The sequence below is a fragment of the Streptomyces sp. NPDC054796 genome (assembly GCF_053611545.1).
Genome location: NZ_JBSHAO010000010.1, coordinates 39,148 through 58,216 on the forward strand (window position 1 = coordinate 39,148; position 19,069 = coordinate 58,216).

Consider the following 19,069-nt stretch of genomic DNA (forward strand, 5'->3'; position numbering starts at 1 on the left):
CGCCATGACCACGACCCCGCCCGAGCAGGGGCACGACGCGTTCCACCCGCACCTTCACGACACGGCGGCCCCGGGCGACGGCACCCCGCTGCGCCGGCGCCTGCACCACATCCGCGCGGACGGGCTCGACGGCGACACGGCGCAGACCGGCGGCATGCGGCGCTTCGCCGCCGTCAGCGGCCAGACCGTCGGCTCCGAACGGATCTGGATGGGCCAGACCCACGTAGCCCCCGACACATCCTCGGCCAACCACCATCACGGGGAGTCGGAGACGGCCATCTTCGTCGTCAAGGGGCACCCCGAGTTCGTGTTCCTCGACGACGGCGGCGGCGCGGGCCCCGCCGAAGAGGTCCGCCTGCGCACGGCGCCCGGCGACTACATCTTCGTCCCGCCCTACGTGCCCCACCGCGAGGAGAACCCCGACCCCGACGACGAGGCGGTCGTGGTCATCGCCCGCAGCACCCAGGAGGCGATCGTGGTCAACCTGCCGCACCTCTACGTGCTGGGACAGGGCGACGGTGAGGCCGAGGGGGAGGCACAGGGCCGGTGACGGGTGCGGCCGCCGGGACCTCGGGCCCCGCCTGTCCGCGCAAGCGCACCGCCTGGAGGGCCAGTTGGAGCGCGAACCGTTCCTCGTGCGAGGAGAGACGGTCGCCGTAGGCCGCCTTGAGCTGACGCATCCGGTAGCGCACCGTCTGCGGGTGTACGGCCAGGCGCTCCGCGACCTCCGTGGTGCTGTTGCCGCTCTGGAGCCAGCACAGCAGCGTCTCAGCGAGCCGCTCCCGCTGCGGCGAGCGGACGTCCCGCAGGGGCAGCAGACAGCGTTCGGCGAGGGCGTCCACGAGTGCGTCGTCGCGCAGCAGGAGCAGCGTCGTCAAGTGGTCGGCGCAGCGCAGCAGTCCGCTGCTCGGGAGCACGCCGCGACGGGCGAGGTCCAGCGCGTCCACCGCCCAGCCCAGGGAGCGGGCGCCCTCGGTGAGCGCCACCGCGGGGCCCATCGCGGCACGCGTCCCGCGCAGCGCTGAGGCGACATCGCGTCGGCGGCCCGCGCTGTCCGGGTCGGGCACGACGATGAGGCCGCGCCGTCCCTCGAAGCGGGTCAGGAACCCGGGCGGCATCATCGGCCCGCGCCGTCCCGCTCCCGGCTCCTGCGACGGCTCGTGGTCGAGTTCGGCGACGACGACGGCCAGCCGCTGCGGCAGCCGCCACTGCGCCGCGCGGGCCCGTGCGTCGAGGGCGCGGAGCGAGACGGGCGGGGAGGAGGTGAGCAGGGTGACCAGGTGGGCGCGCCGCCGCCGCAGTTCACCTGCCGAGCGAAGCCGCACCTCCTCGTGGCCGGTGGTGGCGGCCCGGCTCAGCTCGTCGAGCTGGAGGAACAGCAGCTCGCCGAAGGCGGCGACCGCCTCCCGCGGCAGCGGGCCCATGATCTCGGGGGCGTTCATCCGGCGCCAGACCACCTGGGTACCGACCCGGATCGCCGCGTGCAGGGATTCCAGGCCGCGCCCCTCGTCGGCCTCGGCGTGCCCGAGCCGCCGGTAGGTCGTCATGACAGGACCCGTGTCGGCGTCCGCGGCGGCCATCCTGGCGAGGAGCCCGTCGAGAGCCTGCTCGGCGCCGCGTTGCAGCGCGTGCGTGTAGGTGGCGTCCAGCGGGCGCGCGTAGGCGGGGATCCTGCGGCGGACCGCCGTGACGATCTCCTTGGCGATGTCCGCGACGTGCAACCGCACATGGTCGCGCAGTTCGGCCGGGACCCGGACTCGGTACGGCACTTGGTGCGGCACTCGGTACGGCATGGGCACACTCCCCGCACTCGGCGAGAGACACCTGCGACGAGAACTGACGGACGGCACGGGCGGCAGGCTCGGCCCGCCATACGCTGGACCAGCCGCACCGCGGACACCAGAGCCATGGCGCGCCCCGCCCCGGAATTCCGCACTCCGGTGACAGATCCGCGGCCCCGTCACTCATCCGTGTGAGCCCTCGCCCCACCCCGTAGCCGCGCAGCCGCACACTCGGACCGGAATTCCCCTGTCTGCGCGGGAGGCCGCGCTGTTGACTGTCTCCCGTCTCCTCGCCTGCCCCCTCATCCTTCCCGGAGCCCCCCCATGGAGCCCACAGGTGACGTGCTCGCCCGCTGGCCCTGGCGCGAGGTGCCCGTGCTCTTCGCCGACGTGCTGCGCCCCCGGGTCGAGGAGATCGCCTCGGAGATGCAGGCGGCGATCCGGCACGAGGTGCGCGTCTACCGGCAGCCGGAGCACTCCGCGGTGGGCCGGGACGTGTCGGCCGCCGTGCACTGCGCGCTGCGCCAGTTCGTGGAACTCACCGAGAACCCCGACAGCCCGCAGGGCCACCACGAGCTGTTCTTCCAGCGCCTGGGACGGCTGGAGTACCTCAACGGCCGTACGACGGACGGCATCCAGGCCGCCTACCGCGTCGGCGCGCGCGTCGCCTGCCGCCACTACGTACGCCTTGCGCACGCCGCCTCGCTGCCCCCGGAGACGGCCCTGCCGGTCACCGAGGCGGTGCTCGCGCACATCAGCGCGCTGTCCGACCTCGCCGTACGGGGCTACGCCGCGGCCCGCGCCCACGCCGCCGGGCACACGCAGCGCAGCCGCCGCGCACTGGCGGCGCGCCTGCTGGAACAGTCGGCCATGCCGCGCACCGAGCCGCTGTCCGCGCTGGCCGAGCAGGCGAAGTGGCCGCTTCCCGAGTCGGTGGCCTGCCTCGTGATGGGCCGCGCCGGAGGCGGCGGGCACGTGCTCGCCGCCTCCGGGCTCGACGAGGACGTCCTGGTCCTGCCGCAGGGCGGCGAACTGCTCCTCGTGGTCCCCGACCCCGAGGACGGCGGCCGACTGGACCGGCTGCGGGCCGCCGTGCGGGAGTACGCCGCCGCGCTGGGCCCCACCGTCGCGCTGGACGAGGCGTGGCTCTCCGCGTACTGCGCCCGCCTGGCCCTCCGGCACCGGAACGACCTGGGAGCGCCCGCCGACGTCCCCGTCGTCGCCGCCGACCACCTCCTCGACCTGCACCTGCTGTCCGGCGCGCACATGGGGCGGCTGATGGCCGACCGGCTCACCGAAGCGCTGCGCGCGCTCCCGCCGGGGAAGGCGGCCCGGCTCGCCGACACGCTCGAAGCACTGCTGACGTCGTGGGGACGCACGGCCCCCGAGGTCGCCGAAGCGCTCGGGGTGCACCCGCAGACCGTACGGAAGCGGCTGCGGCAGCTCGACCAGCTCTACGGGGAACGGCTCGGCGACCCCGCCTTCCGCACCGGCGCGCTGCTCGCCCTGCGCACGAGGGCGCTGACGCGGCAGCGGTAGCCGGTGGCGGCAGCGGTGGCGGAGCCGTAGCGCGCGGCGGGCCCGGGGAGCGGTCCGCTCAGTGCCCCCTGTCGACCCACTCCTGGAGGTGCGGTGCCTCCGCGCCGACCGTCGTGGAGCCGCCGTGCCCCGTCCGTACGACGGTCTCGGGCGGCAGCGTCAGCAGCCGCTCACGGATGGACTCGATGATCGTCGGGAAGTGCGAGAACGACCGCCCGGTGGCGCCGGGACCGCCCTGGAAGAGAGTGTCGCCGCTGAACACGGTGTCCAGGTCGGGGCAGTGCAGACAGACCGCGCCGGGCGCGTGCCCCGGAGTGTGCAGGACCGTCAGCACGGCACCGGCCACCGCGATGGCCTGCCCCTCGTGCAGCTCGCCGTCGGGGGAGCGGTCCGGGTGGGTCTGCCGCCACAGCGGGAGGTCGTCCGGGTGCAGCAGGATGGGCGCCCCGGTGCGGTCGGCGAGCGCGGGCGCCGCGTCGATGTGGTCGTTGTGCCCGTGCGTGCACACGATCGCGCGCAGCTTGCGCTCTCCGACGGCCTCGGCGATGGCGTCCGCGTCGTGCGCCGCGTCGATGACGACTGCCTCGCGGTCGTCGCCGACGATCCACACGTTGTTGTCCACGTCCCAGGTGCCGCCGTCCAGCGAGAACTGGCCGGAGGTGACGAGGTGGTCGACGCGCGCCGCCATCAGAGCACCACCACCGAACGCAGCACGTCGCCCTCGTGCATCCGCTCGAAGGCGTGCTCGACCTGGTCCAGCTCGACGGTCTCGGTGACGAAGGCCGCGAGGTCCAGGCGGCCCTGGAGGTAGAGGTCGATGAGCATCGGGAAGTCCCGCGAGGGCAGACAGTCCCCGTACCAGGACGACTTGAGCGCGCCGCCGCGCCCGAAGACGTCCAGCAGCGGCAGCTCCAGCCGCATGTCGGGCGTGGGCACCCCGACCAGGACGACGGTCCCGGCAAGGTCGCGGGCGTAGAACGCCTGCTTGTACGTCTCGGGACGGCCGACCGCCTCGATCACGACGTCGGCGCCGAAGCCGCCGGTCAGCGCGCGCACGGCCTCGACGGGGTCGTCGTCCCGCGAGTTGAAGGTGTGCGTGGCGCCCATCGACTTGGCGGTCGCCAGCTTGCGGTCGTCCACGTCGATCGCGATGATCTTCGCCGCGCCCGCCAGCCGCGCTCCCGCGACGGCGGCGTCACCGACACCGCCACAGCCGATGACGGCGACGGAGTCGCCGCGCCCGACCTGCCCGGTGTTGATGGCCGCGCCGATACCGGCCATCACCCCGCACCCCAGGAGCCCGGCGACGGTGGCAGGGGCCTGCGCGTCCACCTTCGTGCACTGGCCCGCGGCGACGAGCGTCTTCTCCGCGAACGCGCCGATCCCCAGCGCGGGGGACAGCTCGGTCCCGTCGGTCAGTGTCATCTTCTGCTCGGCGTTGTGCGTGTCGAAGCAGTACTGGGGGCGCCCGCGCAGACAGGCGCGGCACTGGCCGCACACGGCACGCCAGTTGAGGATCACGAAGTCGCCCGGCGCGACCTCGTCCACGTTCTCGCCCACGGACTCGACGACACCGGCCGCCTCGTGTCCGAGGAGGAAGGGGAAGTCGTCGTTGATGCCGCCCTGCTTGTAGTGCAGGTCCGTGTGGCAGACGCCGCACGCCTGCACCCGCACCACGGCCTCTCCCGGGCCCGGATCCGGGATCACGATCGTCTCCACCCGCACCGGTTCGTCCTTGCCCGGAGCGATGACTCCGCGTACTTCCTGCGCCATGCTCGCGCCCTCCTCATGAGTCGGGGGAGGCCGTACCGCCCCCTTGCGGACGTGCGGCTCCATGAGATCACGCCGGAAGGGGGCGCGTCCCCGTGCCGTCGCGGTGGCGTCCCCGTGCCCGGTCCGTGGGTTCGTTGACGGCGCGGCGACAATGGATGCCGACCATATGGATGTACGACGAAACAAAAGAGAGCCAGGACCGCCGTGGACACCCCCAGAAGAGCCGCAGGAGACGACGCGGCGGACGACATACCGGCGCGAGAGCCCGGGACGGAGCCGGAGCCGGAGCCGGAGCCGGAGTCGGAGCGGAAGCGGGGCGGCTGGCGCCGCTGGGCGATGGACACCCGGCCGCTGCGGCACCCCGCCTTCCGCCGTCTGTGGACCTCGACCACGATCACCGCGGTCGGCAGCCAGCTCACCGCGGTCGCCGTGCCCAAGCAGGTCTTCGACATCACGGGCTCCTCGGCCTGGGTGGGCTACGCCAGCTTCGCCGGGCTCGTCCCGCTCGTGGTCTTCGCGCTATGGGGCGGCGCGGTCGCGGACAGCGTCGACCGGCGCAAGCTGCTGCTGGTGACGAACGCCGGGATCGCCGTCACCTCGCTCCTGTTCTGGGTACAGGCGGCGCTCGGCATGGAGTCGGTCTGGCTGCTGATGGTCCTCCTCGCCCTGCAACAGGCGCTGTTCGGCATGAACGCGCCGGCGCGCAGCGCGTCCATCGCCCGCCTCGTGTCCGCCTCCGAGCTGCCCGCCGCCAACGCGCTCGGCTCGACCGTCGCGCAGACCGGCATGGTCGTGGGGCCGCTGCTCGCGGGCGCGCTGATACCCGTCATCGGACTGCCCGAGCTGTATCTCGTCGACAGCCTCGCCCTGTGCGCCGCCGTGTGGGCGGTGTGGAAGCTGCCCGCGCTGCCGCCGCTGCACAGTTCGGGGAAGGAACCCGTGAAGCGGCGCGCCGGGTGGCGCGAGGTGGCCGCCGGCTTCCGCTACATCGCCGCGAGCCAGGTGCTGCTGCTGTCCTTCCTCGCCGACGTCATCGCCATGGTGCTGGGCATGCCGCGCGCCCTGTTCCCGCAGCTCGCCGCCGGTACGTACGCGCCTTACGGCGAGGGCTTCGCGCTCGGGCTGCTGTTCGCCGCGATCCCCTTCGGGGCAGTGGCGGGCGGACTGCTCTCGGGCACGTTCTCGCGCGCCCGCCGGCACGGGCTGATGGTGATCGGCTCCGTGGTGGTGTGGGGGCTGGCCGTCGCGGGGTTCGGGCTCAGCGGCAGCCTGTGGTGGGCAGCGGCGTTCCTCGCGGTCGGCGGTGTGGCCGACATGGTGTCCATGGTGTTCCGGGGCGCGATCCTCCAGTCGGTGGCCACGGACGACATGCGGGGCCGCATGCAGGGCGTGTTCACCGTGGTCGTGGCGGGCGGGCCCCGGCTGGCCGACCTCTTCCACGGCACCGCCGGCTCCGTCTTCGGCACGCGCACGGCGGTCACGGCGGGCGGGCTCCTCGTGGTGGTCGCCATGCTCGCGCTCGCGGTCGCGATGCCCGCGCTGCGGCGCTACCGGATCTGACCCGGCCCCCTCCGTGGGGGAGGGGGCCGGGGGGCCGGGCACGTTCCGGGGTCAGATCTCGCCGCGTGCCATCTCCAGCAGCCGGTCGAGGACGCCCGCGTCCACACGTACCCCGTCGTGCGCGTGCGTGTTGGTGATCCACGGCCGCAGCCCGCGCACCGCGTCCGCCGTCTCCAGCGCGTGGCCGCGGTCGACGAACATGTCGTCGTAGTAGACGGCGGCGACGACCGGGACCTCGTTCGCCGCGAGCCGGTCGAGGTCGTAGAGCGCGGGCCAGTCGGCGCGCTCGGCCAGCAACTGGGCCGCGTCGCGCAGCGGCACGAGCGCGGGGTCCTCCTCGAACTGCCAGGGGTAGATCATCTCGCCCGTGAAGCGCAGCGGCCCGTCCGTGTCCGGTGCGAAGGCGGGGAACTCCTCGCGCACCCGGTGCGCCGACCACGCCGTGGGGCTGCCGCCCTGCGCGTAGATCGGCTCGTGCAGCACCGCGTAGAGGGGGCGCTGGGCGAAGGAGACGGTGGCGTCGACGCCGCGCAGGAACGTGTCGGACAGCTCGGGGCCGCGCGGCCCGGTCACGAACGCGCCCTCCAGCAGATAGTGGAGGGCGTCGAAGCTGGACGCCTGGCCGAAGTTGATGCCCATGGTCTGGAAGCGGCGCACGCTGAGCCGCTCCCCCGACGGCGTCCGCACGTCGTGCGCCGCCAGATGCGCCGCCACCTCGTCGGCGAGGCGCTGGTCGCCGGGGTAGCGGTCGAAGTAGCGGGCGTTCTGGGCGAGGGTGCGGGCGTAGGCGGCGCGGTAGACGTCGTCGGCGTGCCCGGTGAGGGTGGGCAGCCCGCCGGTGATGAAGACCTGGTCCAGACCCTCGGGCGCCAGGCTGAGATACGTCAGCGCGCAGAAGCCGCCGAAGCTCTGGCCCAGCACGCTCCAGGGCCGGTCCCGCTCGCGCTCCCCGTGCCGCTGCTCGTTGAGGTGACGGCGCAGCAGTTCGGCGTCGCGGACGATCGAGTCGGCGCGGAAGTGGCCCAGATACGCGGCCGTCGCGGCGGCGTCCCCGTGCACGGCGAGGGTGCGCCGGTCGGCGGGGGTGCTGCGGCCCGTACCGCGCTGGTCCATCAGCACCACCCGGTAGTCCTTCAGCGCCCGCCGCAGCCACGCGCCCGCCGCGTGGGGCCGCTCGGCCCGGCCGCCTGGCCCGCCCTGGAGCCACAGCAGCAGGGGCAGCACGTCCCGCTCGCGGCCCGCCGCCGTCACCTCGCGGGCGAACAGGGTGATCGACGGCCCTTCGGGGCGCGCGTGGTCCAGCGGCACGTCGAGAGTGTGGTCGGTGCAGACGAGGCCGTCGTGACGGTAGGGGGCTGTGGTCATGGTGGCTGCTCCAGCGGTCGGCGGGACGGACAGATGGTACGTACGCGGTGTGTGCGTATGGGCTGGCGGGGTGCGGGCGTACGGCTGGGGTGCGGGCGTACGGGTGGGGTGTGCGCGTACGGGTGGGGAGGGACCGGCGACCGGCCCCTCCCCACCCCGTGTCCGCGCGGTGTCAGTAGCCCGCGACGCCCAGCTCGCGGCAGATCTCCACCAGCTCCGGGTGCACATAGCGCCCGTCCACCTCGATGGCCTCACCGTCGAGATAGATGGAGGGGCCGAGCACGCTGCCGTCGGTGTGCGCCGCCGCGACCCACGGCTCGCCGCCGATCCAGACGCCCTTCGTGCCGATGCCCAGCTCGACGCAGCCGAAGACACGCTCGTCCTCGACGATGCGCCCGGTGGGCGCGAGCACGCCCGGGTTGAAGCCCAGCGACCAGTGCGCTACGCGGAACATGTCGGGGTCGTCCCAGGACTCCATCCAGCGGCGGAAGGTGTCCGCGTCCTGGCCCCCCTCGATGGCCGTGACCACGCCCTTCTCGACGGTGCAGCGCACGGGCGAGCGCAGCAGACCCAGTTCGTCCGGCGGCCACAGGGCACCGTCGAAGACCAGGACGCCGTCCTGGGTCTCCTCCAGCGGGTTCCAGGAGATCTGCCCGGAGAGCATCACCGTCTCGCCGGGCTTCTCGGCGGGCTTGCCGCGCAGGTTGACCGGCCGGTCGCCGTTGCGGCCCGTGATGTCGGTGCCGTTGGCCGAGGTGATGCGCACCTCGTCGGCAGCCTCCAGCAGCCGCACCAGTGCCTTGCCCAGCCGTATGACGCCCTGGAAGTCGGGGCGTCCGACCGTCGCGACGAGCATGTGCACGTCCATCGCGGTGAGGTTGGTGTAGCGGCAGCCGTTCGCCATCGCGGTGCGGAAGGCGTCCGAGTGCATCAGATACGAGACGGCGAACTCGATCCACACGTCGGCGTCCGCGATGGCACCGGCGACGGGACGCGGCGGCTCCATGGACGAGCCCGGCAGGGTCTCGTACCAGACGACGACGGGGTGCGCGCCCGCCGCCGCGACGGCCTGCGCCGTGGCGTCGACGACGCGTCGGTCGCTGCTGGTGTCCCCGGTGAGGACGACGTGCTCGCCCGGCTTCACGAGCATGACCTGCTCGACCAGCTTGCGGGCCGCGAGGGCGAGTTCGAACCCGAGGTACTCACTGCGGGGTTCGAGTCGGCTGTGCATCTCCATGGTGCTCTTCTCCTGGTAGGGAACGGGGTCGGGGGAGTGGTCTCGGGATGAGTGGCCTCGGGCGCCGAGGGGTGGTTACTTGGCGCGGAGGATCTGCGCGGAGTCGCCGAGCGAACTGCCCGCGATGAGCCCGGCGCCCACGAGGTTCAGCTCGGTGTCGGCGGAGGGGCCGCGCAGCCTGCGGTAGACGACGCGTACGGCGAGCGCGGCCAGCACGAGCCAGCAGGCGTGCGGGGTGAGGATGAGCAGACCGGTCGCGAGCATCACGCCCATCTGGCGCCGGGGGCCGCCCAGAAGCTGGATCAGCGCGCCGGGCACGGCCCACAGCAGCATGGTGCGCAGCACACCGGGTTCGCCGAGCCCGTGCCGCACGGTGTCCGCGTAGACGGTGGCGACGGGCGGGATCAGGCCCTGCCGGAAGTAGGACTGCCACAGCAGCGCGACGACGGCGAGCGCGGCGGCGAAGCCGATCAGCGCGGCCCGGAACTGCTCGCGGCGGCCCTCGCGCTCGTACGGGTCCCAGGGGCGGTGGTCGCGCCGCAGCAGCCACCCCGCCTTGAGGTCGTAGCCCATGTCGGCGAACGCGGGCCCGGTGGCGGAGACATAGCCCACCAGCAGGGCGAGCGGCACCGAGGGGATGCCGATGAGGAGCCCGGCGACGAGGAAGATCAGCGTGACCGCGAAGGAGGGGAACCAGCCGGACTGCATGGCCGCGAGCCCCACGATCAGCTCGTGCACCAGGGCCGCGAAGGCGGCGAACAGCACCCAGCCGAGCAGCCCCGGCAGGCTCATCTCACCGAGCAGCCCGCCCGCCACCGCGAGCACGACGGCGCCCGCGGTGAACAGCGCGTAGCCCTTCAGCAGGGAGGCACGCAGGGCCCGCTCGTCCACGGTGTACGCCGCTTCCGGAGCGTTCTCCGGAGCCGTCGCCCCGTGCGCCGCCGCATCGGTCGGCCGCGTATCGGCGCCGCCCTTCCCACGGCGGCGCACGAGCAGCACCACCGCCTGCCCGAGGGCGACGACACCGGCGCCGACCATCACACCGTGCGGCACGTACCCGGTGCCGAGGTCGGTGCCCAGCAGACCGGGCCCGAACTCGCGCAGCCCGAGGCCGATGCCGAACATCAGCAGCGCCCAGATGTTGCCGAGGAAGGCCACACCGGCGGCCGAGAGCGGCAGGCTGAAGAACGTTCCCGCGAGCCCGGCGAGGGTGCCGCCCGCGAGGACGACGGCTCGCTTGCCGCCCTGGTCACCGGCCTTGATGGTCTCGGCGGCAGCGGTGCCGGGCGGCCATGCCGCGTCGGCGGGCAGTAGCCGCGAGCCGAAGGAGCGGTACAGCACCCAGGCGTCGACGAGCAGCCCGATGAAGGCCCCGGCGAGCATCGGCCACACCAGATCGCGGCGGCCGAAGACGTACGGCACGGCCACCGACGTCAGCAGCGCGTTGGCCGCGGCGAAGGTGGCGGCCGAGATGGCGCTCTGCGCGAGGTTCTGACGGTGCACGGAGCGCATGCGGCGCAGCCCCGCGAGCGGGATGCGCCCGATCAGCATGGCGATGAGGGCGCCCACGACCGAGGTGTTCGCCGAGATGCCGAGCTTGGCGACCAGATCGACGCCGATGACGGCGCCCACCACGGAGAGGACGGCGAGGAGGACGAAGAGGAACGGTTCGCGCACCCGGGGGTGGGACGCGGCGGCCTCGGAACCGGAACCGGAGCCGGAACCGGCGCGTGGGGCGTGTGGTCCGGACGGGCCTTCTGGTGGTGCGGGGAGAGACACGGGACACCTCTTCACGAGGGCGGGCACGAGGGCATGACAGGGGAAGGCGACGGCCGTGCGGGTGCGCGCGCCGCGGGGTGGAGGCGCGCGAGGGGTGCCGTCGGCACGGGGAGAACCGGTGGGACCGGTGGGGGGGGCGGGTGGCGCGGGGGTGGGCGCCGGGGCCGGGAAGGTCAGGACCCGAAGGCCGCCGTGGCCTCCGAGGCACCGTCGAGCACGAGCCCTGTGAGGTCCCCGGCCGACCGGGAGACCCGGTGCGCGGGGCCGATGACGGTGAGCGAGGCGGCGATGCTCCCGGCCTGGAAGACGGGCGCGGAGACGGCGGTCACCGCCTCGTCGTACTCGCCGTGGCTGACGCTGTAGCCGTCGGCGCGCACCTGCTCGTAGCGCTCCAGCAGCGCGTCGACGCCGGTCACGGTGTGGTCGTTGAAGCGCTGGAGCGGCGCGGCGCCGAAGATCTGCCGGATCTCGGGCTCCGGGTAGTACGCGAAGATCGCGTGCCCCGAGGCCCCGGCGTGCCCCGGCATCAGGGCGCCGACGATGGCCGTGTAGCGGACGGGCCCGGTGCCGTCGACGGCGGCGGCGCAGCGGTAGCCGCCGCCGTTGGGCACGTTGAGGACGACGCTCTCGCCCGTCTCCCGCAGCAGCCGGGCGAGCACGGGCCTGACCAGGGAGGGCAGCACGCCGCTGTGCTCGCCGACCCGCGCCAGCCGGGAGACGGCGGGCCCGAGCCGGTAGCGGCGGGTGGTGCTGTCGCACAGCAGGAACCCGCGCGCGGCGAGCGTCGTGAGCAGCCGCTGTGCGACGGCCTTGTCCCAGCCGTGGTGCCTGGCCAGTTCGCTGACGCCCCACTCGGGGCGCTGCTCGGTGAAGGTGAGCAGGACGACCAGGGCCCGGTCGGCGGTCTGGAGGACGCCCTGCTGCGGCGCCTTCGCCTTCGCCTGGGCCCGCGCCGTCTCCGCGTGCGCCTGCGTCTCCGCTTCGCCTCGCGTCTCCGCGTGCGTCTGCGACCGCGCCCGTGCCCGCGTCTCCGCGTGCGCCATGCGCCCACCTCCTGCTGTGCCGGTGCTGGGCCGTAGGCCCGGCGTGCTGCTCGATGACCGGCGGGGGTGTGCCGCCCCGCCCGGTGCGCTCAGCGCAACGGTGTTGCGTTGTGAGGCGAGAACTATGTGCACGAGGGCGGAACGTGTCAAGGGTTCGGCGGGCCGGGATTCGGCGAACCGGAATCCGGCGGGCCGGGGTTCGGCGGTCCGGAGGCCCGGGGGCGGATCAGGGCACGATCGAGTCCACGTAGCCGCCGTCGACGCGTACCGCCGCACCCGTGGTGGCCGACGCGAACGGCGAGCTGAGGTAGACGACCATGTGCGCGATCTCCTCCGGCTCGATGAGCCGCTGGAGGAGGGACTGCGGCCGGTGGGTGCGCATGAACTCGCGCTGCGCCTCCTCCCAGGGCAGGTCGCGGTCGACCAGCTCGTAGACGAAGTCCTCGACGCCCCCGGTGTGCGTGGGCCCAGCGATCACCGAGTTGACGGTGACCCCGCTGCCCGCCGCCTCCTTCGCGAAGCCGCGCGAGACGGCCAGCAGCGCCGTCTTGGACATCCCGTAATGGATCATCTCGGCGGGGACGACGAGGGCCGAGTCGCTGGCGATGTACTGCACGCGCCCCCACGACCTGTCCGCCATGCCGGGCAGATAGGCGCGCGTGAGCCGGACGGCGGCCAGGACGTTCACCTCGAAGTAGCGCCGCCACTCGTCGTCGGTGATCTCCAGCGCGGGACGGGCGCCGAAGATGCCGAGGTTGTTGACGAGGATGTCCGCCTCCGGCAGCTCCCGCAGCACGTCGTCCGTGCCCTCGTCGGTGGACACGTCCCCGGACGCGGCGACGAACCTGCCGCCCGGGACCTCGGCGCCGAGCCGTTCCACGGCCGCGTTGACGGACCGCTCCGTACGCCCGTTGACGCCCACCCGCGCCCCGGCCCGCGCCAGTCCGGCGGCGATGGCCGCGCCGATTCCCTGGGTCGATCCGGTGACCAGCGCGGTCCTGTCGGTGAGATCGATCTGCACGTCGTGGAACCTTTCCGAACGAGATGCCCCCGGCAGCCGGGGACGGGGCTCCCCACAGTCTGCCCACCTGCGCCGCTCCACGGCCCGGCCGGGGGAGCTGTCGGCCGGCGGATGTTTGCTGCCAACGGGTGAAGAGGTGGAACTCTTCGCGCGCTGAGGTGTTGGTCAGGTCGATTCGACATTGGACCGGCCGTTTTCAGAGGGGTTCGAAATGATCAAGCATGCTCTCGCCACCGTTGTCGGTGCCGCCGCGGTCGTCGGTGCGGCCTCGCCCGCGATGGCCATCGGTAACGACGAAGGCACCCGTTCGGTCAACGGCAACGGTTCGACCGAGCGGATGGGCGACCACGGCACGCACGGCAACCACAGCCCGCAGAACCAGCTCATCCAGGGCTCGCTGAACAAGCTGTGCCTGGGCATTCCCGTCGAGGCGAACCTGGGCTCCCTCGTCGGCCTGATCCCGATCACGGTCCAGGACATCAATGTCCTGTCCTCGCAGCAGGACCAGCAGTGCGCGCGGAACTCCGCGCAGCAGAAGGGCGACGAGCCGCTCTCGCACATTCTCAATGACATCTCGGCGCTCTCGGGCAACGGCACCGGCATCCGCTGACGCACCCCTCTCCGCGGAGGAGCGGCACCCCGCCCGGAGAGCCGCTGTCGCGGGGATGATTCCTGCCATCGGGTGAATAAGTGGAACTCTTCGCGCGTAGAGGTGTTGATCAAGTCGATTCGACGTTGGATCAGCCGTTTTCAGAAGGGTTCAAAATGATCAAGCACGCTCTCGCCACCGTTGTCGGTGCCGCCGCCATCGTCGGTACGGCCTCGCCCGCGATGGCCATCGGCAACGACGAAAGCACCCGTTCGGTCAACGGCAACGGTTCGACCGAGCGGATGGCCGAGCACAACACGCACGGCAACCACAGCCCGCAGAACCAGCTCATCCAGGGCTCGCTGAACAAGCTCTGCCTGGGCATCCCGATCGAGGCCAACCTGGGCTCCCTCGTCGGCCTGATCCCGATCACGGTCCAGGACATCGACGTCCTGTCCTCGCAGCAGGACCAGCAGTGCGCGCGGAACTCCGCGCAGCAGAAGGGCGACGAGCCGCTCTCGCACATTCTGGATGACATCTCGGCGCTCTCGGGCAACGGCACCAGCAACCGCTGACGCACCGCTTCCCGCCACCCGCCGAGGGGCGGCACTCCACCCGGAGTGCCGCCCCTCGGCATGAGCGCGCAGGGCACACGAGCGGAACCGGAGCCTCCCGGCCCCCGGCCCCCCGCCCTCCCGCCCCCGCTCCCGGTGGCAGCCCCGCCCCGTTTCCCCGAGGCTGAGACAGGTCCACGGAGCCATGGGCTTCCACGTCCAGGCCGGATCCGGGCCACGTTCTTGAGGAGGGCGGCCAGCGATGTTCCCCCGGCGCCCTCCCGCAGGACCCCCCGAGGCGTTCGGCGTCGCCCGGAAGCACGAGCGGGCCCGCCCCGTGCGCGGGCCGCTGTCCTGGGCCGACGCCCTTCCGGCGGTACTGATCGTCATCAGCCTGTGCGTCCAGGCGGCCACCCCGCCGGAGATCACCGGCGCACCGCTGCTGGCGGCGGCACCCTTCGTCGCCGCTTACCGGATGACGCTGCGCGCCACCGTGCTGATCGGGGCGCTGGTGCTGGCGATCGGCGCCGTCGAGGTGCTGGCGACCGCCGGACCCACCGTCCCGCACGGCTTCGTCGACCTCGGCGAACTCGCCGTACTCGTCGTCGTCAGTCTGGGCCTGTGCCGGGTCCGCAGACGGCGGGACGCGGAGCTGGCGACGGCGCAGGTCGTCGCCGAGACCGTGCGGCAGGCGGTGCTGCCGCCGCTCCCCGCGCGCTGCGGGCCGCTGGAGGTGGCCGGACGCTACGAGCCCGCGTACGCGGCGGCCCGCATCGGCGGCGACCTGTACGCCGTCGCCAGGACCCGCTACGGCGTCCGCGTCCTGGTTGCGGACGTGCGAGGCAAGGGGCTCGGCGCCATGTCCGCCGTCGCCGCGACGCTGGGCGCCTTCCGCGAGGCGGCGCCCCGCGCGCCCGACCTGCCCGCGCTCGTCGGCTGGCTGGACGAGTCCGACCAGCGCTGGAAGCGGCAGCTCGGGGACGCCGGGGCACTGGAGGCCGACGAGCGCTTCATCACGGCGCTGTGCGCCGAGGTGTCCCTCGACGGACGCCGCCTGCGCACCCTCCAGTGCGGCCACCCCGCGCCGCTGCTGCTGCGGGACGGCGAGGCGCCGCGCACCCTGCACCCGGCGGCTGAGGGGCTGCCGCTGGGGCTGCGCGACCTGGCCCCGTCCGGGAACAGCGGCACCCCGCCCGTCCGCGAGGACGCGCTCGCGCCCGGCGACACCCTGCTGCTGTTCACGGACGGGGTCGTGGAGGCCAGGGACCGCGCCCGCGTGTTCTTCGACCCGGTGGCCTTCTGCACGGGGCTCGGCGCGCCCTCGCCGCGCGCGACGGTCGACGCGCTGGCCGATGCCGTGCTGCGGCACAGCGAGGGCGTCCTGGAGGACGACATGGCGGTCCTCGCGCTCTCGCTCCCGCGCGAGTGACCCGTCCGCGTATACGGGGACGGCACGGCCACTTCCCCGTACGGGTGATCCGCGCCGCGCCCGCCGAAGGGGCCGGCGGAGCGCCGTACCGCGTCCGTACGGGGCCGCGACACTCCGTCGAACGGCCCAACCCCCCGCGCGCCAGGCGGCAGTTGAGCCGCGCGGAGCGCGTACGGGCGGACCATCGTCCGATGAGCCACGTCGCCGCCCGCTGGGGCCGCCCCGGTGCCCCTGCCTTCGCCACCGTCGCCACGCTGTGCGCCCTGCTGCTGACCGGCACGGGCACTGGGACGGGCGCACAGCCGTCCGCGCTCGCCGACGGCCGCCCGGCACCCGCGGACCACAGGGACCGTGTGTCGGCCCGCGTGGACGCGCTCTACGAGAAGGCGCAGCGGGCCACGGCGCGGTACGAGCGCGTACGCGCCAGGACCGACGCGCAGCGCGCCACCGCGGCACGGCTGCGGGCCTCCGTCGTGCGCGCGCAGGTGAGGATGCGCTTCCTGCGCCACCAGACGGGGATCATCGCGCGCGGCCAGTACCGCGACGGCGGGTGGACGCCGGGCGTACGGCTGCTGACCACCACGTCGCCCGAGGCGCTGCTGGAGCGGCTCAGCAGCCAGCGGCGCGGCGACAGGGCGCTGAGCATGCTGCTGCGCAGCACCCGCCTCACGCAGCGGCGGCTCACGCGGGACAGGGCCCGCGCCCAGGCGACGCTGCGCGCGCTGGAGACGAGCGTGCGGCACCAGCGCGCCGTGCAGGCCGCCGTCGAGCGGCGGCTGGCGCGCGCCGAGCGCGAGCTGCGCCGCACGGTACGCGAGCGCGGCTCCGGCACCGGGCTGCTGATGAGCACGTCGGGCGGCTGCCCGTACGGGGAGCTTTCGGGCGGGGAGGGCGAGCCGGACAGGGCGGGGGGCCGGGGGGAGCGGTGGGTCGCGCCGGTGGACGCGTACGAACTCTCGGCGGGCTTCGCCTCCTCCGGCTCCCGCTGGTCCCAGTTGCACACGGGCCAGGACTTCGCCGTCCCGACGGGCACCCCGGTCCGCGCGGTGGGACCCGGCACGGTGGTGTCCACCGGGTGCGGGGACGCCTTCGGGAACCAGATCGTGCTGCGGCACGAGGACGGCTATTACACGCAGTACGCGCACCTGTCCCTGCTCCAGGTCAGGGACGGCGACCGGGTGCGCGCGGGACAGCGGATCGGCCTGTCGGGCAACACGGGCAACTCCACGGGGCCGCACCTCCACTTCGAGGTGCGGGTCACCCCGCGCATGGGCTCGGGCATCGATCCACTCCCGTGGCTGCGCGGACACGGCGCGACGGTGTGAGCACTGCGGCGCCTACGCGAGGCGGGCGGGGCGGCGGGCCGGCCGTGGACCTGTGGGCCCGTTTTCGGCACCGCGCCGGGGCGTGCCGGGCCGAGATGCCGTGCGGGCCGACCTTTGCGATGGTGGAGGAGGACCCGCCGTCCGGCTCCGGAGGCGGCAGGCAGCCGGTCGCGAGGGCTGCCTCCGCGCCCCCGTCGGCACGCGTGTCCCGTCCCTGGGGCCTCCAGGGACCAGTGCTTCGGTCAGCAGGCACAGCCGCGGGAGCGGACCACCCGCTCCGCCGCCAGGGCCCGTGCCTGCTCCCGCCCCGCTCGGCCACCGACCGCGTGACCAGGGAGTGAGCGAAGCCCATGAGCACCACCCAGCTCCGTACGCGGCGCAACCGCCACCCGCACCACGACGCCCCGGACACGGCGGAGGACTTCGCACGTGCCGTACGTCTCCCGGACGGGCCGGAGAAGCACCGGCTCCAGCAGGACATCGCGGCGGCCTGGCTGCCGATGGCGCACCGGCTGGCGCACAAGTACCGCAACCGCGGCGAGGCGGTGGAGGACCTCGAACAGGTAGCGGCGCTCGGCCTGGTGAAGGCCGTCGAGCGCTACGACCCCTCCCGCGGCTGCGCCTTCGAGAGCTTCGCCATCCCGACCATCGTCGGCGAGCTGAAGCGCCACTTCCGCGACAACCTGTGGGACCTCCATGTGCCCCGGCGCGTGCAGGAACTGCGCAACCGTGTGCGCGGCAGCGCCAAGGAGCTGAGCCTCACCCTCGGCGACCGCTCGCCCACCGTCGCCGAACTCGCCGAGCACACCGGGCTGTGCCCCGAGGACGTCCAGCTCGGCCTGGAGGCGCTGGAGAGCTACAGCTCGCTCTCCCTGGAGGCGGAACTGCCCGGCGGCGAGGACAACTACAGCCTGCTGGACACGCTCAGCAGCGAGGAGCCGGGCTACGACCACGTTGTCGACCGCGAGGCCGTCAGGACCCGGCTGCGTCACCTCCCCGAGAGGGAACGGCAGATCCTCTACCTGCGCTTCTACTGCGAGATGACGCAGTCCCGCATCGCCCAGCGGTTCGGCATCTCGCAGATGCACGTCTCCCGCCTCATCAGCGGCGCCTGCCGCCGCATCCAGGAGGAGGTCGACGCGGGCGAGGGCGGGACGCCCACGGCCTCCGTCGCGTCCCCGGCGCGGCGGAGCGAGCACGCGGCGGTCTGAGACGCGCACGGTCTGAGGCGCGCCGGACCCTCGTCCGTCGTCCGCTTCGTGAGCCCTGCCCCCGGTGACGCTCAGGCCGCGAGGACGGAGAAGAGCGCGCCGTCGGGGTCGCGCAGGGTCGCCGCGACACCCAGGGACATCGGCGCGGGCTCCGCGAGCACGGTCCCGCCCGCCGCGAGGGCGGCCTTCGCCGCGCGCTCCGCGTCGGGGACGCGGAAGTAGACCTGCCAGCGCGGCCTGACGCTGGGATCGGGCGCCGCCTCGACGCCGCCCCCGCGCAGCCCCGCGACGGTGTGGCCCCCGGCGCGCACGAACACCTCGTTGGTCTCGTACTGGTACGCCACCTCGCAGCGTCCCGTGGCGTCGGCCCACTCGAAGACCTCGCCGTAGAAGACGGCCGCCGCGAACGCGTCCCGCGTGCGCAGCTCCAGCCAGGCGGGGGCCCGGCCGCTGCCGACCTCCCAGTGGGGGAGGGTGTCGCCCTCCCAGAGCCCGAAAGCCGCGCCCGAGGGATCGGCGGCGAGCGCCGCGCGGCCCTCGCCGAGGCGGAGGGGGCCGACGCCCATGGTGGCCCCGCGCTCCCGGATGCGGGAGGCGGCGAGGTCGGCGTCGTCGACACGGAAGTAGGCGCTCCAGGAGACCGGCATCTGCCACGAGGTGGCCAGCTCGCTCAGCCCGGCGACGGCGAGCCCGTCGTCCAGGGCCACGCGGAAACCGGGCCCGAAGGAGCCGGGCCGGAAATCCCAGTCCAGGACGGAGCCGTAGAAGCGCTCCGCCGCCTCCATGTCCCGGGTCATCAGGCTGACCCAGCACGGCGTACCGCATGCCGTAGCCATGAGCGATTACCTCCACCGTGGGGGAGC

Annotated in this window: 17 protein-coding genes; 8 read left to right on the forward strand and 9 right to left on the reverse strand. The window is 73.7% G+C overall.

The window, feature by feature from the left end:
- The first annotated feature begins 4 nt into the window (after positions 1 to 4).
- Positions 5 to 550: a cupin domain-containing protein gene (locus ACWGJ2_RS10985; RefSeq protein WP_453345720.1), complete on the forward strand. Its 546-nt coding sequence runs from the start codon at positions 5 to 7 to the stop codon at positions 548 to 550.
- Here the strand turns inward: ACWGJ2_RS10985 and ACWGJ2_RS10990 are convergent.
- Positions 480 to 1,793 carry a PucR family transcriptional regulator gene (locus tag ACWGJ2_RS10990; RefSeq protein ID WP_453345721.1) on the reverse strand — a complete coding sequence of 438 codons (1,314 nt, stop codon included), beginning with the start codon at positions 1,791 to 1,793 and terminating at the stop codon, positions 480 to 482. The genes ACWGJ2_RS10985 and ACWGJ2_RS10990 overlap by 71 nt on opposite strands.
- 312 nt (positions 1,794 to 2,105) lie before the next feature.
- Here ACWGJ2_RS10990 and ACWGJ2_RS10995 point away from each other — a divergent pair, with 312 nt between their 5' ends.
- The gene (locus ACWGJ2_RS10995) at positions 2,106 to 3,320 is read left to right on the forward strand and encodes a helix-turn-helix domain-containing protein (RefSeq protein ID WP_453345722.1); all 1,215 of its coding nucleotides are present in this window, start codon (positions 2,106 to 2,108) and stop codon (positions 3,318 to 3,320) included.
- Positions 3,321 to 3,378: 58 nt separating this feature from the next.
- Here ACWGJ2_RS10995 and ACWGJ2_RS11000 read toward each other — a convergent pair whose 3' ends face one another.
- Both ACWGJ2_RS11000 and ACWGJ2_RS11005 read right to left on the reverse strand, forming a co-directional pair.
- A complete protein-coding gene (locus ACWGJ2_RS11000) occupies positions 3,379 to 4,008 on the reverse strand; it encodes an MBL fold metallo-hydrolase (RefSeq protein WP_453345723.1) in 630 nt (209 codons plus the stop codon).
- Positions 4,008 to 5,093 carry an S-(hydroxymethyl)mycothiol dehydrogenase gene (locus ACWGJ2_RS11005; protein ID WP_453345724.1) on the reverse strand — a complete coding sequence of 362 codons (1,086 nt, stop codon included), beginning with the start codon at positions 5,091 to 5,093 and terminating at the stop codon, positions 4,008 to 4,010. The genes ACWGJ2_RS11000 and ACWGJ2_RS11005 overlap by 1 nt, the downstream gene beginning before the upstream one ends.
- A gap of 204 nt (positions 5,094 to 5,297) precedes the next feature.
- Between ACWGJ2_RS11005 and ACWGJ2_RS11010 the strand changes: the two genes are divergently transcribed.
- A complete protein-coding gene (locus tag ACWGJ2_RS11010; protein ID WP_453345725.1) occupies positions 5,298 to 6,653 on the forward strand; it encodes an MFS transporter in 1,356 nt (451 codons plus the stop codon).
- Positions 6,654 to 6,704: 51 nt separating this feature from the next.
- On the opposite strand, the gene ACWGJ2_RS11015 is transcribed toward ACWGJ2_RS11010, so the two are convergent.
- From ACWGJ2_RS11015 to ACWGJ2_RS11035, 5 genes are all read right to left on the reverse strand, one after another.
- Positions 6,705 to 8,018, reverse strand: a complete 1,314-nt coding sequence (locus tag ACWGJ2_RS11015; protein ID WP_453345726.1) for an alpha/beta fold hydrolase — start codon at positions 8,016 to 8,018, stop codon at positions 6,705 to 6,707.
- A gap of 172 nt (positions 8,019 to 8,190) precedes the next feature.
- A complete protein-coding gene (locus ACWGJ2_RS11020) occupies positions 8,191 to 9,255 on the reverse strand; it encodes a hypothetical protein (RefSeq protein ID WP_453345727.1) in 1,065 nt (354 codons plus the stop codon).
- Positions 9,256 to 9,330: 75 nt separating this feature from the next.
- Positions 9,331 to 11,034, reverse strand: a complete 1,704-nt coding sequence (locus ACWGJ2_RS11025; RefSeq protein ID WP_453345728.1) for an OPT/YSL family transporter — start codon at positions 11,032 to 11,034, stop codon at positions 9,331 to 9,333.
- Between the two features lie 173 nt (positions 11,035 to 11,207).
- Positions 11,208 to 12,077 (reverse strand): IclR family transcriptional regulator, encoded by an 870-nt coding sequence (locus ACWGJ2_RS11030; RefSeq protein ID WP_453345729.1) that lies wholly within the window; start codon positions 12,075 to 12,077, stop codon positions 11,208 to 11,210.
- Between the two features lie 226 nt (positions 12,078 to 12,303).
- Positions 12,304 to 13,098: an SDR family NAD(P)-dependent oxidoreductase gene (locus tag ACWGJ2_RS11035; RefSeq protein ID WP_453345730.1), complete on the reverse strand. Its 795-nt coding sequence runs from the start codon at positions 13,096 to 13,098 to the stop codon at positions 12,304 to 12,306.
- Positions 13,099 to 13,309: 211 nt separating this feature from the next.
- Between ACWGJ2_RS11035 and ACWGJ2_RS11040 the strand changes: the two genes are divergently transcribed.
- The 5 genes from ACWGJ2_RS11040 (at position 13,310) to ACWGJ2_RS11060 (ending at position 18,206) form a co-directional block, all read left to right on the forward strand.
- Positions 13,310 to 13,708, forward strand: coding sequence for a rodlin (locus ACWGJ2_RS11040; protein ID WP_453345731.1), 399 nt, complete (start codon positions 13,310 to 13,312; stop codon positions 13,706 to 13,708).
- A gap of 155 nt (positions 13,709 to 13,863) precedes the next feature.
- The gene (locus tag ACWGJ2_RS11045) at positions 13,864 to 14,262 is read left to right on the forward strand and encodes a rodlin (protein WP_453345732.1); all 399 of its coding nucleotides are present in this window, start codon (positions 13,864 to 13,866) and stop codon (positions 14,260 to 14,262) included.
- A gap of 241 nt (positions 14,263 to 14,503) precedes the next feature.
- The gene (locus ACWGJ2_RS11050) at positions 14,504 to 15,670 is read left to right on the forward strand and encodes a PP2C family protein-serine/threonine phosphatase (RefSeq protein WP_453345733.1); all 1,167 of its coding nucleotides are present in this window, start codon (positions 14,504 to 14,506) and stop codon (positions 15,668 to 15,670) included.
- Between the two features lie 191 nt (positions 15,671 to 15,861).
- Positions 15,862 to 16,995: a peptidoglycan DD-metalloendopeptidase family protein gene (locus ACWGJ2_RS11055; protein WP_453345734.1), complete on the forward strand. Its 1,134-nt coding sequence runs from the start codon at positions 15,862 to 15,864 to the stop codon at positions 16,993 to 16,995.
- Positions 16,996 to 17,345: 350 nt separating this feature from the next.
- Positions 17,346 to 18,206, forward strand: coding sequence for a SigB/SigF/SigG family RNA polymerase sigma factor (locus tag ACWGJ2_RS11060; protein ID WP_453345735.1), 861 nt, complete (start codon positions 17,346 to 17,348; stop codon positions 18,204 to 18,206).
- A 71-nt stretch (positions 18,207 to 18,277) separates the two neighbouring features.
- On the opposite strand, the gene ACWGJ2_RS11065 is transcribed toward ACWGJ2_RS11060, so the two are convergent.
- On the reverse strand, positions 18,278 to 19,042 hold the full coding sequence (locus ACWGJ2_RS11065; protein ID WP_453345736.1) for a VOC family protein: 765 nt from the start codon (positions 19,040 to 19,042) through the stop codon (positions 18,278 to 18,280).
- Positions 19,043 to 19,069: the final 27 nt, after the last annotated feature.